Source organism: Oceanicaulis sp., from assembly GCA_040112665.1.
Lineage (GTDB): Bacteria > Pseudomonadota > Alphaproteobacteria > Caulobacterales > Maricaulaceae > Oceanicaulis.
In genome coordinates, this window is sequence record CP157796.1 from 538,171 (window position 1) to 552,812 (window position 14,642).

The 14,642-nt window shown below is 69.9% G+C and carries 9 protein-coding genes; 2 read left to right on the forward strand and 7 right to left on the reverse strand.

The window, feature by feature from the left end; translation table 11 throughout:
- Positions 1 to 26: 26 nt before the first annotated feature.
- Positions 27 to 1,103, reverse strand: coding sequence for a DUF2855 family protein (locus tag ABL308_02630; protein ID XBQ16778.1), 1,077 nt, complete (start codon positions 1,101 to 1,103; stop codon positions 27 to 29).
- A gap of 10 nt (positions 1,104 to 1,113) precedes the next feature.
- Positions 1,114 to 3,768, reverse strand: a complete 2,655-nt coding sequence (gene mutS, locus ABL308_02635; protein ID XBQ17706.1) for a DNA mismatch repair protein MutS — start codon at positions 3,766 to 3,768, stop codon at positions 1,114 to 1,116.
- A 157-nt stretch (positions 3,769 to 3,925) separates the two neighbouring features.
- Here mutS and ABL308_02640 point away from each other — a divergent pair, with 157 nt between their 5' ends.
- Positions 3,926 to 5,812: a serine hydrolase domain-containing protein gene (locus tag ABL308_02640; protein XBQ16779.1), complete on the forward strand. Its 1,887-nt coding sequence runs from the start codon at positions 3,926 to 3,928 to the stop codon at positions 5,810 to 5,812.
- 92 nt (positions 5,813 to 5,904) lie between these two features.
- Positions 5,905 to 8,190, forward strand: a complete 2,286-nt coding sequence (locus tag ABL308_02645) for an NADP-dependent malic enzyme (GenBank protein XBQ16780.1) — start codon at positions 5,905 to 5,907, stop codon at positions 8,188 to 8,190.
- Positions 8,191 to 8,217: 27 nt separating this feature from the next.
- Here ABL308_02645 and ABL308_02650 read toward each other — a convergent pair whose 3' ends face one another.
- From ABL308_02650 to ABL308_02670, 5 genes are all read right to left on the reverse strand, one after another.
- Positions 8,218 to 9,579, reverse strand: a complete 1,362-nt coding sequence (locus ABL308_02650) for an MFS transporter (protein ID XBQ16781.1) — start codon at positions 9,577 to 9,579, stop codon at positions 8,218 to 8,220.
- A 30-nt stretch (positions 9,580 to 9,609) separates the two neighbouring features.
- Positions 9,610 to 11,490, reverse strand: coding sequence for an ATP-binding protein (locus tag ABL308_02655; protein ID XBQ16782.1), 1,881 nt, complete (start codon positions 11,488 to 11,490; stop codon positions 9,610 to 9,612).
- A gap of 84 nt (positions 11,491 to 11,574) precedes the next feature.
- On the reverse strand, positions 11,575 to 13,110 hold the full coding sequence (locus tag ABL308_02660; protein XBQ16783.1) for a YifB family Mg chelatase-like AAA ATPase: 1,536 nt from the start codon (positions 13,108 to 13,110) through the stop codon (positions 11,575 to 11,577).
- A 141-nt stretch (positions 13,111 to 13,251) separates the two neighbouring features.
- Complete coding sequence (locus ABL308_02665; GenBank protein ID XBQ16784.1) at positions 13,252 to 14,067, reverse strand: BON domain-containing protein; 816 nt, start codon at positions 14,065 to 14,067, stop codon at positions 13,252 to 13,254.
- 97 nt (positions 14,068 to 14,164) lie between these two features.
- Positions 14,165 to 14,563 (reverse strand): YraN family protein, encoded by a 399-nt coding sequence (locus ABL308_02670; GenBank protein XBQ16785.1) that lies wholly within the window; start codon positions 14,561 to 14,563, stop codon positions 14,165 to 14,167.
- Between the last annotated feature and the right edge of the window lie 79 nt (positions 14,564 to 14,642).

Here is a 14,642-nt window from a genome sequence, read left to right on the forward strand (position 1 = left end):
GGCCGGCGCGGGAGGGGGCGCGCCCGCTAGACGGAGACCGTCAACGCCTCGCTGGCTGAAGCCGATCCCTCGATGAAGGCCCGGTAGATTTCAAGCGCAGCCTCCGCGCCGGTCAGCTCCCGGCTTTCAAACATTGTCGCGGCCGTGTCCGCATAATCGGTCCAGGCCGCGCCGTAACGCGCCGCGAAGGTCGCCCCGCCCCATTCCGCCGAGCGGCGTTTGACGTGATCGGGCGCGAAGAAGAAGACCGGCTTTGGCCCCGGCAGACCGCGCGCCGGCGCGCTCTGCTCCCAGTGCGCCCCGCCGACGCGGATATTCGCCTTCAGCGTCTCGGCGAGGGTCTCGTGAAGTGCGGTGTTCACGCCGGCGTCACCGGCGAAATCGACGATCAGGCGGGCGGGCTCGGCCGCGAAGCCCCTGATCTCGTCATAGGTCGCGATCTCGTCGTAGAAGCCCGTCCCCGCGACGAAATCGCGATTGCGCGGCGAGGTCAGCGCCTCGATCTGGGCCTTGTGGCCGCGATCGCGCGACAGAAGATAGGCGAGCGCCAGCGCGGTCTTGCTCGACGCGCTCGTCAGACTGATCCGGCCTGCGCCGAACGCCTCCTCCTCGCGCAGATGAAGATCGATCAGGAAGGCGGTGATGAAGAGCGGCTGGTGGACCATCTGCACCGGCTCGCGCTCGGCCGACCAGGCCGGATCGGCGGCGCAGCGCACATAGCGGTTATACGCCGACGGCAGGCCCGCCCGGTGCGGGGCGGCGTCGAAAAAGGCTTCGGCCGACACCCGGGCCGGCCTGACGATGAGTTCGGCGGCGGCCGGGAAATAGCCGTAGATGCGCTCGCCGGCCTCGAGCCCCGTGTCGCCCGGCTCTGCGACTTCGGCGAAGCCCCAGACGGGCAACCGGCCGCGCCCGTCCGCGCCGGGGAAGAAGTTCCAGTAGCCCATCGACTCGCCGAACACCGCGTAGGTGATGTTGTTGGCGGTCAGCGCGAAGCGTTTGACCGCAAGCCGCGCTTCGCCGGGTTCGAGCGGACGGCCCGGATCTTCGGCCAGTTTCACGTCCGCGACGTTCGCCCGATCGATGCTCAGCGCCCAGCCCATGAAGACCTCTTCAGATCATGCCCTTCAGGGCGTATAGCAGGTCGAGCGCCTCGCGCGGGGTGAGATTGTCCGCGTCGATCTGTTTCAGGCGCTCTTCGACCGCGCTGGGTTTGCGCGGCGCCTCGACCGGCTTGGCGCTGAAAAGCGGCAGATCGGCGAGCGCGGCGGCGGGCGCACCGTCCGCTTCGAGGCGTTCGAGGATCTCGCTCGCCCGCGCCACGGCGGCGGCGGGAAGCCCGGCGCGCTTGGCGACCTCGACGCCGTAGGAGCGGTCGGCGGGGCCTTTCTGCACCTCGTGCAGGAAGACCAGCTCGCCCTTCCATTCCTTGGCCTTGAGCGAGACGTTCCCCGCCGCGTCGAGCTCGTCCACCAGCCGGGTCAGCTCGTGATAGTGCGTTGCGAACAGCGCCCGGCAGCGATTGACCGCGTGAAGATGCTCGACCGCCGCCCAGGCGATCGACAGCCCGTCGAACGTCGCCGTGCCCCTGCCGATCTCATCGAGGATCACCAGTGCGCGCGGGCCGGCCTGGTTGAGGATGGCGGCGGTCTCGATCATCTCGGCCATGAAGGTCGACCGGCCGCGCGCCAGATCGTCCGCAGCGCCGACCCGGCTGAACAGCCGGTCGACCAGGCCGATCCGCGCGGATTTCGCCGGAACGTAGAGCCCGGCCTGAGCGAGGATCGCCATCAGCGCGTTCTGCCTCAGGAAGGTCGACTTGCCGGCCATGTTCGGCCCGGTCACCAGCACCAGACGGTCGCCCGCCTCGCCCGATCCGTCCAGCGCGCAGGAATTGGGCGTGAACCGCCCCTCGCCGCCTTTTCTGAGCGCCTGTTCGACGACCGGATGGCGGCCCTGCTCGATCTCGAAACAGGTGCTGTCGTCGACAGACGGCCGGCTCGCCCCGCTCTCCGCCGCCCAGTCTGCGGTCGCCGCGGCGACGTCGAGCCGTGCGAGCGCGTCCGCGGCGCTGCGGATCTGGTCCGAGCAGGCGTCCACACGGGCGCGGAAGTCCTCGAAGATCTCGAGCTCCAGCGCCAGCGCCCGCTCGCCGGCCTGGGCGATCCTGGCTTCCAGCTCGCCGAGTTCAGGGGTGGAGAAGCGCACCGCGTTGGCCATGGTCTGGCGGTGGATGAAGGGTTCGGCCCCCATCAGCGCGTCGGCGTTCTTCGCGCTCACCTCGATGAAATAGCCAAGCACGTTGTTGTGCTTGACCTTCAGCGCGCCGACGCCGCTCAGCTCGGCGTAGGTGTTCTGAAGCCCAGCGACCACGCGCCGGCTTTCATCCCTCAGGCGCTTGGCTTCGTCGAGCGCGGCCGACCAGCCGGGGCTCACGAACCCGCCGTCGCGCGCGAGAAGCGGCGGCTCGGCGCTCAGCGCCCGGCCCGCGTCCTCGACGAGCGCCGCGAGATCGGGACGGTCGGTCAGCGACAGCGCGGCGAGGCAGGTTTCGATCGCGGGCGGGGGCGGGTTCAGCCGCTCCTTCGCGAAGCCGGCGATCAGCCGCTCGCCTTCTTTCAGCGCGCCGCACAGCTGCACGAGATCGCGCGGACCGCCGCGGCCCAGCAAGAGGCGCGTGAGGCAGCGCGCAGGATCGCCGGCCGCCTTCAGCCGTTCGCGCACTCCGGTCCTGAGCGCGCGGTTGTCCAGGAAGAACTGAGCCGCGTCGAGCCGCGCCTCGATCTCCGCGATGTCCATGCTGGGCCGGGCGAGCCGCTCGGCCAGCAGGCGCGCGCCCGGCGCGGTCAGCGTGCGGTCTATCGCATCGATCAGGCTGCCCTTGCGCTGGCCCTGAAGCGTGCGCTCGATCTCCAGGCTCGCCCGCGCCGCCGGATCGATCGCCATCGCCGAACCCGGCGCGGCGCTTTTCGGCGGGGCCAGGCGGGCGGGCGCGCCGGCCTGGCTGAGTTCGAGATAGTCGAGCAGCCCGCCCAGCGCGGCGATCTCCGCGCGGGTGAAATCACCGAACGCGTCCAGGCTCTGCACGCCGAAGCGCGCTTTCAATCGGCGTTCGCCAGAGCCGGCGTCGAACTTCGCGCGCGCCCTGGGGGTCACCACCGCGTTCGGCGCGAGGGTCTTGGCGAGGGAGGCGTCATCATCCAGGCACAAAAGCTCCGCCGGGTTCAGCGCGGCGAGTTCGGCTTCGAGATCGTCTTGCCCGGCCGGGCTTGCGAAGAACCCGCCCTCGGACACGTCCGCCCAGGCGAGCGCGGTTTCGCCCGTGGCCAGACGGGCCAGCGCGGCGATCCGGTTCGCGCTGCGCGCGTCGAGCAGGTCGTCCTCGGTCAGCGTTCCGGGCGTGACGATGCGCGTGATCGCCCGGCGCACGACCGATTTCGCCCCGCGCTTCTTGGCCTCGGCGGGGGCTTCCATCTGCTCGCCGACGGCGACCTTGAAGCCCGCCTTGATCAGGCGGGAGAGATAAACCTGCGCGTTGTGCACCGGCACGCCGCACATCGCCACCGGCTCGCCCTGGTGCTCGCCGCGCCTGGTGAGCGCGATGTCCAGGGCCGCGGCGGCGCGCACCGCGTCGTCGAAGAACAGCTCGTAGAAATCGCCCATCCGGTAGAACAAGAGCGCGTCGAGCGGCGCTTCGGCCCTGAGTTTCAGGAACTGGGCCATCATGGGCGTGGCGCCTTCCGGGGTCGGGAAGGCGCGCTCCATCATCGCGTTCGGATCGGCGGGGCGAGTCATGAGCGCGAGCGTACGCGCACCGCCCGTCCGGGCAAGGGCGCGCATGGGAAATGACTCGCTCCCACCGCGCGCCACAGCTAGGTTTTCAACAGGCTGGCGCAGCACGCGCCCGAGGTGTCCGGGGGGAACCATGATCAAGACGCTCGTCGCCGCGCTCGCGCTCACCTTCGCACAGGCCGAAGAACCGGCCGCGCCGCCCCCGGCGCCGGACACCCGCGCCGCCGAACTCGAAGCCTATGTCGACGGGCTCGCCGCGGCCTGGATGAGCGACGATCCGATCCCGGGCCTGGTCGTCTCGGTCGTGGACGCCGACAGCGTGCTTTTGAGCAAGGGTTACGGCCTCGCAGACATCGAGACCGGCGCGCCCGTGAGCGCCAAAGATACGCGCTTCGAGATCGGGTCGATCTCCAAGACCTTCGTGTGGACCGCCGTCATGATGCTCGAGGAGCAGGGCGCGCTCGACCTGCACGCCGATGTGAACGGCTATCTTCAGGGCTATCAGGTCCCCGCGGCCGAGCGGCCCCTCACGCTCGCCGATCTGATGAGCCACCGTACGGGGCTCGAGGACACGCTCGCGCTCTTCCTGCCGGGCATCGACGCCCGGCCGATCGAGGACGCGCTCGCCGCCGCCGAGCCCGCCGCCGTGCACGAGCGCGGCGGCGCGACGGCGTACTCGAACTGGGGCTCGGCGCTGGCGGCGAAGATCGTGGCGGACGTGTCAGGACGGCCCTACGAAGACTTCCTTTACAGCGAGATTTTGGCCCCGCTCGGCATGACCGACACGACCTTCCGGGAGGGCGACCGGACCGACGCTCAGCCGGACCTGGCGGTCAGCTACGACGCGGACGAGGGCTTCCTGAAGCCCGCCTTCCGGCTTGACCAGGGCGCCTTCGCCCCGGCCGGATCGATCGCTTCGACGGCCGCGGACATGGCGCGATGGATGCGGTTTCACCTCAATGGCGGCGAACTCGACGGCGTGAGGCTTCTGAGCGCGGAAACCCACGCGCGCATGCAGGAGCGGCTCTATCCCGGCCGCGAGGGCGGGGCGGACATGGCGCACGGCTTCATGCAGCAGCCCTATCGCGACCAGACGCTCTGGGGCCATGGCGGCGCGATCAACTCGTTCCTCAGCTATATGGCGATTGCCCGGCCCGAAGGCGTGGGCGTGTTCGTTTCGCAAAGCGGAACGGCCGCCTCGCCCTACCGCCGGCTGCCTCATCTGGTGATCGACCGTCTGACCGGACGCGCGCCGGTGAATGCGCCGCCCGCAGGCCGGCTCTCGCTCGACGCTGAATCTCTCGCCGAGTACGAAGGCCGCTACACGCCCAACCGGCGCACGTTCGAGGGCTTCGAGAAAATCATCACAGGGGTGGGCGCGGCTGAGATCACTGCGGCCGAAGACGGGCTGATCATGTCCGGCGGCGGCGAGTCCGAACGATACTGGCCGCTGGCCGAAGACGTCTTCGAGAGCCGGCTGGGCGACCGGATCGTCTTCCAGCGCGACGAGAGCGGGGCCGTGATCCGGATCGCCGACGAAAGCGGCACCAACAGCTTCGATCCCGTCACTGCGACGACCGATCCGAACCTGCTGATGCTCGCTTTCGCGCCTGCGGTGTTCTTCTCGCTGACCGTATGGCTCGGCCTGTGGCGCCGGCTCGGCAAGGATCAGGCGGTCACCGCGCGCGGGCGGCTCGTGTCAACGCTCGACCTCGTCTCCGCGCTCGCCGTTTTCGGGCTCGTCGGGGCCTTCGTGGTCGTGGCCGCGAGCTTCGCCGATTTCGGACTGGAGTTCGTCGAAGGCTATCCGCACCCGCCGCTCATCGCGATCGCCGTGCTGGCCAAGATCGTCTTCGCCGCCGCCGCGCTGGTGATCGTTGCGACCTGGCCGGCCTTCTTCGGATCGGACTGGTCGATCTGGCGCAAGCTGCACCATCTGTTATTCGCGGCGGCGCTGGCTTTCCTGGGCTGGGCGCTTTGGAGCTGGGATCTGGTGACCGGATGGCCGATCACGCCCTGAGGCCGCCCGCCGCGCTTCGCGTTTGCCCCGGCTGGCGAAGCGGTTAGCATGCAGGCTCCCGTCGCCTCCAGCCCGATCAGGACACCGCCCGCATGACCGACCGCCGCCCTCGCGTGGACGACGAAGAAGCGCTCAATTTCCACCGCTACCCCACGCCGGGAAAGATCGCCCTAAGGGCCACCAAGCCGATGGCGACCCAGCGCGACCTGTCGCTGGCCTACAGCCCCGGCGTGGCCGCTCCGGTCAAGGCGATCGCGGCGGACGTCGATGCGGCCTACGACTACACCTCCAAGGGCAACATGGTCGCGGTGATCTCCAACGGCACGGCGATCCTGGGCCTGGGCGATCTCGGCGCGATGGCGTCCAAGCCGGTGATGGAAGGCAAGGCGGTGCTGTTCAAGCGCTTCGCCGACGTCGACGCGATCGACATCGAAGTCGACGAGAAGGACCCCGACGCGTTTTACGAGTGCGTGCGCCGGTTCGGCGCGAGCTTCGGGGGCATCAATCTCGAAGACATCAAGGGCCCGGACTGCTTCATCATCGAGGAGCGCCTGCGCGAGGCGCTGGACGTGCCGGTCTTCCACGACGACCAGCACGGCACGGCGATCATCTCTGCGGCCGGCATCCTCAACGCCTGCGAACTCACCGGAAAGAAGGTCGAGGACCTGAAGATCGTGGTGAACGGCGCGGGCGCGGCCGGCATCGCGGTGCTGGAGCTTCTCAAGGCCATGGGCGTGGCCCATGACAACGCGATCCTGTGCGACTCCAAGGGCGTCATCTACAAGGGCCGCCAGGAGGGGATGAACCAGTGGAAGTCCGCCCACGCCGCGGACACCGAAGCCCGCACGCTGGAAGAAGCGATGGACGGGGCGGACTGCTTCATCGGCCTGTCGGTGAAGGGCGCGGTGAACAAGGCGATGGTCAAATCCATGGCCGCCGACCCGATCATCTTCGCCATGGCCAATCCTGATCCCGAGATCACGCCCGAGGAGGTCCGCGAGGCGCGCTCCGACGCGATCATGGCCACCGGCCGGTCGGACTATCCCAACCAGGTCAACAATGTTCTGGGCTTTCCCTACATCTTCCGCGGCGCGCTGGACGTTCGGGCGCGCACGATCAACGAGGAGATGAAGATCGCCGCCGCCCGCGCGCTGGCCGAGCTCGCCCGCGAGGACGTGCCCGACGAGGTCGCCGCCGCCTATCACGGCGCCCGCCCCACCTTCGGACGCGACTACATCATCCCCGCCCCGTTCGATCCGCGCCTGATCAGCCATGTGCCGCCATACGTGGCCGAAGCGGCGATGAAATCAGGCGTGGCGCGCCGTCCGATCTCGGACATGGCCAGCTACAAGGCCGCGCTGGCGCGCCGGCTCGATCCCACCGCCGCGCTGCTCCAGGCGATCCAGGACGAGGTGCGCTCGGGCCCGAAGAAGACCATCGTCTTCGCCGAGGGCGAGGAGCCCAGCGTCATCCGCGCCGCCTACGCCTTCCAGAACCAGGAGCTGGGCGAGGCCGTCCTCATCGGCCGCGAGGAGACCGCCAAGGCGAACATGCGTCTGCTGGGCGTGCCCGAAGGCTCGATCCGCATCGTCAACGCCCGGCTGTCGGACAAGAACGCGGAGTATGCGGACTATCTCTACGCCCGGCTTCAGCGCCGGGGCTATCTGCGCCGCGACGTGCAGCGCCTGGTGAACAACGACCGCAACGTCTTCGCCGCCTGCATGGTGGCGCTGGCCGACGCGGACGGCATGGTCACCGGCACCACGCGCAATTACGCCCAGGCGCTGGACGACGTGCTGCTGGCGCTCGATCCGCGGCCCAACGAGCGCGTGATGGGGATGAGCCTGGTGCTGAGCCAGGGCCGCACCCTGTTCATCGCCGACACCAACGTCACCGAGTTCCCCTCTCCCGACGCGCTGGCGGACATGGCGTGCGAGACCGCCGCGGCCGCGCGCCGGTTCGGCGTGGAGCCCCGTGTGGCGTTCCTAAGCTATTCGACCTTCGGCAATCCGGCCGGTGACCGGGCCGAGGCGATCCAGGCCGCCGTCGCCGAGCTCGACCGCCGCGAACCCGATTTCGAGTACGAGGGCGAAATGAACGCCGACGTGGCGCTCGATCCCGACCATCGCCGGCTCTACCCGTTCTCGCGCCTGTCCGGCCCGGCGAACGTGCTGATCATGCCCGCGATCCATTCGGCTTCCATCGCCACCAAGCTGATGGGCGCGGCGGGCGGAGCGACCGTTCTGGGTCCGATGCTTCTGGGCATGGAAAAGCCGGTGCAGATCGCCCGCCTGGGCGCGGGCGTCGCCGACATTTTGACACTGGCCGCGATGGCCGCCCACGATCTGAGTGCGGACGGCCAGGCGGCGGAGGATTAGCTGACCGGGGTCTAGCTGATGTGAGGCCTAGCTGATCTGAGGTTCGTGCGCGGCCATTTTCCGCGCCGTACGCCAGCGCATCGCCACGATCACGAAGATGATCGCCGGCACGCCGATCAGCGCGGTCGTGACGTAAAAGCCCGCAAAGCCCATCGCTTCGACCATGGCGCCGGACGCCCCGCCGAAGAGCTTGCCCGGCAAAGCGTAAAAGCTCGAGAACAGCGCGTACTGGGTCGCCGAGAACGCCCGGTTGGTCAGGCTCGACATGTAGGCGATGAGCGCGGTGCCGGCCCAGCCGCCCGACGCGTTCTCCAGCGTGATCGCGCCGATGAGTTCAGGGATGCCCGGCCCGTCGAGCGTGGCCAGCCAGGCGAAGGCGAGGTTGGACACCGCGCCCAGGATCGCGCCCGAGAGCAGCACCGGATAGATGCCCCACCGGTTCGCCGCCACTCCGGCCACGAACGCGCCGATCAGCGTCACCCAGATGCCGTAGAATTTCGACACGTTGGCGATGTCGGTGAGCGAATAGCCCATCTCCAGATAGAAGGGGTTGGCCATGAACCCCATGACGAAGTCGGTCAGCCGGTAAAGCCCGATCAGCGCCAGGATGAAGACGGCCAGCCATTTGTACCGGCCGACGAAATCCATGAAGGGCGCGACGATCGCACCGTAGAGCCAGGCGATCGCCTCGCCCACCGGGCCCCTGCCCGCCCGCTCGCGGACCGCGCCGACGCCGCCGGCGTCGGTTTGCGGATCGGGCGGCCGGGGCGCGCCGAACACGCCGATCGGGCCTGCGATCATGGCGATCGCCATGACGAGATAGGCGGTGTTGAAGCTGGTCGCGTCGGCGATCCAGAGCGCGCCCGCGCCGGCCAGGATCAAGCCGAGCCGGTAGCCCCACTGATAGATCGCCGCCATCAGCGCCTGATCCTGATCGTCGGCGACGTCGATGCGCCAGGCGTCCAGCGCGATGTCCTGCGTTGCCGAGAAGAACGCGATCAGCACCGCGGCGAGCGCCATCGAGCCCAGCGCGTCCGCCGGGTCGAGCGAAGCGGCGAAAAGAAGCGATCCGATCAGGCAGATCTGCGCCAGCAGCAACCAGGAGCGCCGCCGGCCGAGCAGCTTCTCAAGCCCGGGCAGCGGCAGGCGGTCGACCAGCGGCGCCCAGAAGAATTTGAACGTGTAAGACAGGCTCGCATAGGCGAAGAGCCCGATCGCGGTCTTCGACACGCCTTCAACCGCGAGCCAGGCCGACAGCGTGGAGAACACCAGCAGAATCGGCAGGCCCGCCGCGAAACCCAGCACCAGCATGGCGATCGCGCGCCGTGCGCCGAGCGAGGCCAGTGACTGGCGGAAACTGCGGCGATCGTCCGCTGTCGCGTCGGTCATGAGCGCTCCGGTTCAACTCGCTTCGGCAGGCTAACCGACGTTGGCGCGGTTTCGCTCCCCGCACAAGCGGGCGAGCCGGTCGACCAGCGCCTCGGGATCGAGCGGCTTTGTCAGGAACGCGTCCATGCCTGCGGCCAGGCACTCGGCCCGATCGGCTTCCGTGGCGTTGGCGGTCAGGGCGATCAGCGGCAGGGCCGCGGCCGGGTAGGCCAGCGCGCGGATGGCGCGCGCGGCGGCCTTGCCGTCGAGCTCTGGCATTCTGAGATCGAGCAGCGCGGCGTCGAAGTCCCCGCCCGAGACCGCTTCCACCGCCGCCCGGCCGTTCTCGACATGGGTCGGGTCCGCGCCGAGCTTTGTCAGCACGGTGCGCGCGATCATCGAGTTCACCGGGTCGTCCTCTGCGAGCAGGATTTTGAGGCCCGCGAGCGGCCGGCCAGCGGCGGCGCGGGCCTGCGCGTCGCTCGCTTCAGCCTCGGCCGAGCCCGACGCGGCATACTGGGCCAGCGAGGCGAGGCGCACCGGCGCGACCAGCCAGCCGTCGACGCCCTCCGGCCGCTCGCCCTTGGCGAAGCGGTCCTTGGTGCGCGGATCGGCGAGCGCGACGATGCGCGCGTCCGGCGCGGAAGCCTTGATCTCGGGCGCCTGCGAACACAGCGCGGCGTCGAGTACGACCGTGACCGGCGCGGGCGCCTCCTCAGCGAGCCTCGCAGCTTGGGCCGCGTCGGGCGTGTCGAACGCCTTCGCGCCGAGCGCCGCCGCCTGACGGCGCACCGCCTCGCGCGCGATCATGTCCGCGCTCGCGACGATCACGGTGCGCGCCGCCAGAGGGCGCGCGGCGGGCGCGGGCGCGGCTTCGGCCAGAGGCGCGGAGAACCAGAACAGCGCGCCGCGTCCGGGCTCGGACTGCACGCCGACCGCGCCGCCCATCGCCTCGGCGAGCCGGCGCACCATGGCGAGGCCCAGCCCGGCTCCGGGCGCATTGGAGCGCTCGGCCGAGCCGCGCTCGAAATATTCAAACAGCTTGGACTGATCGGTCTTGGAGATGCCCGGCCCGGTGTCGCGCACCGAAAAACGCAGCGACTCCCCTTCCCGGTCGACCGCGATCAGCACTCCGCCCTCGGCGGTAAACTTTACTGCGTTGCCCGCGAGGTTGAACAATACCTGCCTCAGGCGCGCAGGATCGGCGATCACCGCGCCGGGGGTTTCCTCGCCGATGGCGTGCGCAAGGCTGAGGCCGGATTCGGCCGCCCGCGGAGCGAGAATCTCCGCGACGTCCTCGACGAGGGCGCGGGGATCGACCGCTTCCTCGCGCAATTCGAGCTTGCCGGCTTCGAGCCGGGTGAGGTCGAGAATGTCGTCGATCAGGGCCAGCGCATGCCCCGCGCTGGAAGTCACCGCGTCGAGATAGGCGGCCTGATCGGGCGCGAGCCCCGTCTCCTCGAGCAACCGCGCCGCGCCGAGCGCGCCGGACAGCGGCGTTCGTAGCTCGTGGGTGACCGCGGCGAAGAAGACCGACTTGCCGCGCGCCGCCTCGCTTTCTTCGGCGCGGGCGCGGCGCTCCTCGCTGACGTCCCGGCCCACGGCGACCGCCCCGCCGCCAGGCAGCGGCGTCTCTGACCATTCGATGAAGGCCGGACCGGAGCGCATGCGCATCGCCGCGTCATACCGGCGCGCGCCGCCGTCCTCGCCGAAGGCGGGCGCGACTGCGAACCAGCGCCCGACCCAGTCCGAGCGCGTTCCGCCGAACGCCTCCAGAAAGGACCGGTTCACATGGCTGACCCGGCCCTGCCCGTCGCGCACCAGGACGATCTCCGCCATCGCTTCGACCACCGCGCCGATATCGGGCGCAGGCGGCGCGGAGGGACCGGCCTCGCTGTCGTCTGTTTCGTCGATGTCGGCGCGCGGCGTCATGGCTCAGGGTTAACGCCGCCGGCGTTAAGAATTGCTGGACGCGGCGCGAGGGCACAAACGATGCGCACGCCCCCGGCTTCACCCTCAGTCCATGGCGGAGAACGCGCCGGGCCTCGACACCGCCTGACCGGCCGGCCGGGCGCGGCGGCTGGACAAAGCTTCGGCGACATGGATGCGCCGCACGCCGTCCGCGCCGTCGAGATCGGCTATGGTGCGCGCCACCCGAAGGATGCGGTGATAGCCCCGCGCGGTGAGCCCCATCGCCTCGCTCGCCTTGGCGAGCAGCGCGCGGCCCGCCTCGTCGGGCGCGGCGACCCGGTCGAGGATCTCGCCCGAAAGCCTCGCATTGAGCCCGCCGCGCTCGGTCTGCGCCTGGCGGGCGCGGGCGACGCGGGCGGCGGCCTCTTTCGTGCCTTCGGGCGCGGGCGGCAAAGCGAGATCGGCGGGGGTGACGGGCGGCACGTCGATCTGCAGATCGATCCGGTCCATGAGCGGGCCGGAGACGCGGGCCTGATAGCTCTGCGCGCATTTCGGCCCGCGCGCGCAGGCCTGGCCGTTCTCTCCGCCCCAGCCGCAGCGGCACGGGTTCATCGCGGCGATGAGCTGGAAACGGGCGGGGAAGGTGACCCGCTGATTGGCGCGCGCCACCGCGATCTCTCCGGTCTCGAGCGGCTGGCGCAGGCTGTCGAGCACCTGGGGGTGGAACTCCGGCAGTTCGTCGAGAAACAGCACGCCGTGATGGGACAGCGACGCCTCGCCGGGCTTGATCCGCGTGCCCCCGCCCACCATCGCCGCCATCGAGGCGGAATGGTGCGGCGCGCGGTAGGGCCGGGCGCGGGAGAGCCGGCCGCGTTCGAGCAGACCCGCCACGGACTGGATCATGGAGACTTCGAGCAATTCCTTGGCGTCGAGCGGCGGCAATAGGCCCGGCGCGCGTTCGGCGAGCATCGACTTGCCCGCGCCCGGCGGGCCGATCATCAGCATGTTGTGCCCGCCCGCCGCGGCGACCTCGAGCGCGCGCTTGGCGGTCTCCTGCCCGCGCACGTCTGCGAGGTCCTTCACCCCGGCCGGTTCGATCATGTCGCCGGGCGCAGGCCGCGACAGGGCCTGCCCGCCCTTGAAATGGTTGATGAGCTGGATGAGCGAAGCCGGCGCGAGGATCGGCAGATCCCCGCCCGCCCAGGCCGCTTCGGGCCCGCAGGCTTCAGGGCAGATGAACTGCTTGCCCTGTTCGGAGGCCAGCATCGCCGCAGGCAACGCGCCCGGCGCCGGCGCGATGGAGCCGTCCAGCCCCAGCTCGCCCATGGCGAGATATTCCCCGATCTGGTCGGGCGGCAGCACGCCCAGCGCCGCCAGCAGGCAAAGCGCGACCGGAAGATCGTAGTGCGAGCCTTCCTTGGGCCGGTCCGCCGGTGCGAGATTGACGATCACCCGCTTGCCCGGAAGCGACAGTCCGATCGCGGCGAAGGCGGCGCGCACGCGCTCCCGGCTTTCTGCGACCGCCTTATCGGCGAGCCCGACGACGATGAAGGCGTTCTGCCCGCCTGTCAGCTGGGCCTGAACGTCGACAGGCTTTGCGGCGGCGCCGTCGAACGCGGCGGAGGACGTGCGGAAAGACATATCTGTCTCCGTTCACTGACTTTGACTATCGAAACTGCTCCGATGAATGCGCTTATCCACACCCTGCGGAACACTTACGATCAAAACCGGAACGTGAGAAGAACAGATGACCGCCGCAGCGTCAACCCACAGGCGAAAATTCTAGAACGGCATCGCCTCAGGCGCGTCCGCATCCTCCTGCAGCGCCTCGGTTTCGGGCGCAGCGAGCGGCTCGGGCGGAAGCAGGGTCAGCGTTCCGGGCGCAGGCTCGTCCTGCGGCTGCGCGCCGGGTTCGGCGAGCGGCGGCAGCTCGGATGCGAAGGCGGGCGCGGCGTCGGGCCCGCCCTCCAGAACAGGATCGGCGGGCAGGACGGGCCGGCCGCCGGCCGCATCGCAGGCTTCGGCCGCAAGCGCGCCGCGCGCCGGCGGCGCGGAGGTGTCGCCCGGGGTCCGCAACAGATCGACCACGCGCTGCACGCCAGGAACCGTCGCGGCCTGCTGCGCGGCGATGGTGCGTTCGGTGTCGTCGCGCGCGTAGCCGAGCAGATAGACCACGCCTTCGCGGGTCTCGATATTGTAGTTCATGCTGCGCACCACGCGGTCGGAGACAAGCCGCGCGCGCACCTGCTGGGTGATCAGGGCGTCGCGCGCCGCCTGCATGCGGTCGCGGCGTCCGCCCACGGCGATGTCGTTGACGACCTGGCGCACGCTCGGCGCGCTCCAGGTCACGCACTCGGCGTAGATCCGGTCGGTCTGGCGCGGCGCCTGGCCCGACAGAAGCGCGACGCCTTCGGTGATCTCCACGTCGATACCGCCCAGCACATAGCCTTCAGAACGCAGCATGGCCGATTTCACCGCCAGCGAGGCGTTGAAGTCGTCGAGCTGGCGGCCCGCCGAACGCCCCGGCTCGACCGCCGCGCAGGCGCTCAGCGCAAACGCTGCGACGCCGCTGAGAAGGAAAACCGAAATTCGCCGCATGATCTCTCGCGCTCCGATAGCAAGGACGCCCCGCCGCGCACTCTGACGCGGGCGGGATGAAAAAGGGTAAACGCGCGGTTCACCCTTCGCCGCCGGCTCAGATCAGGTCTCGCTCGGCGGCGCTTTCGGCCTCGAACACGCCTGTTTCGTGAACCGGCCAGCGCCAGGGCGCCAGAAGAACGAGGTCGAAACGGGGCTGAAACCGGGCGAAGCGGGGATGGCGCGCCCGCCAGGCCGAGCCCGCCCGCATCAGCCGGGACCGCTGGTGATAGCTGACCGACCAGCGCGCCTCCTCGATGGTTGCGCGCGCCTTCACCTCGACAAAGGCGAGCACATCTCCGCGCAGGCAGACCAGATCGATCTCGCCTGCACCGGTGCGCGCGCGGCGCTCGATCACCCGCCAGCCCTTCAAGGTGAGGAAGAGCGCGGCGAGGGTTTCCGCCCGACGGCCGCTGCGTTCGGCGCGGCGGCGCTCCCGCGAAGGCCGGGCGCTCACCGCACCGCCTCGCGCGGTTGTCTGAAACCGCACGCCCGGTTAGCTTCCACAGCCAGAGGACAGGCGGCGGAACGCGCCG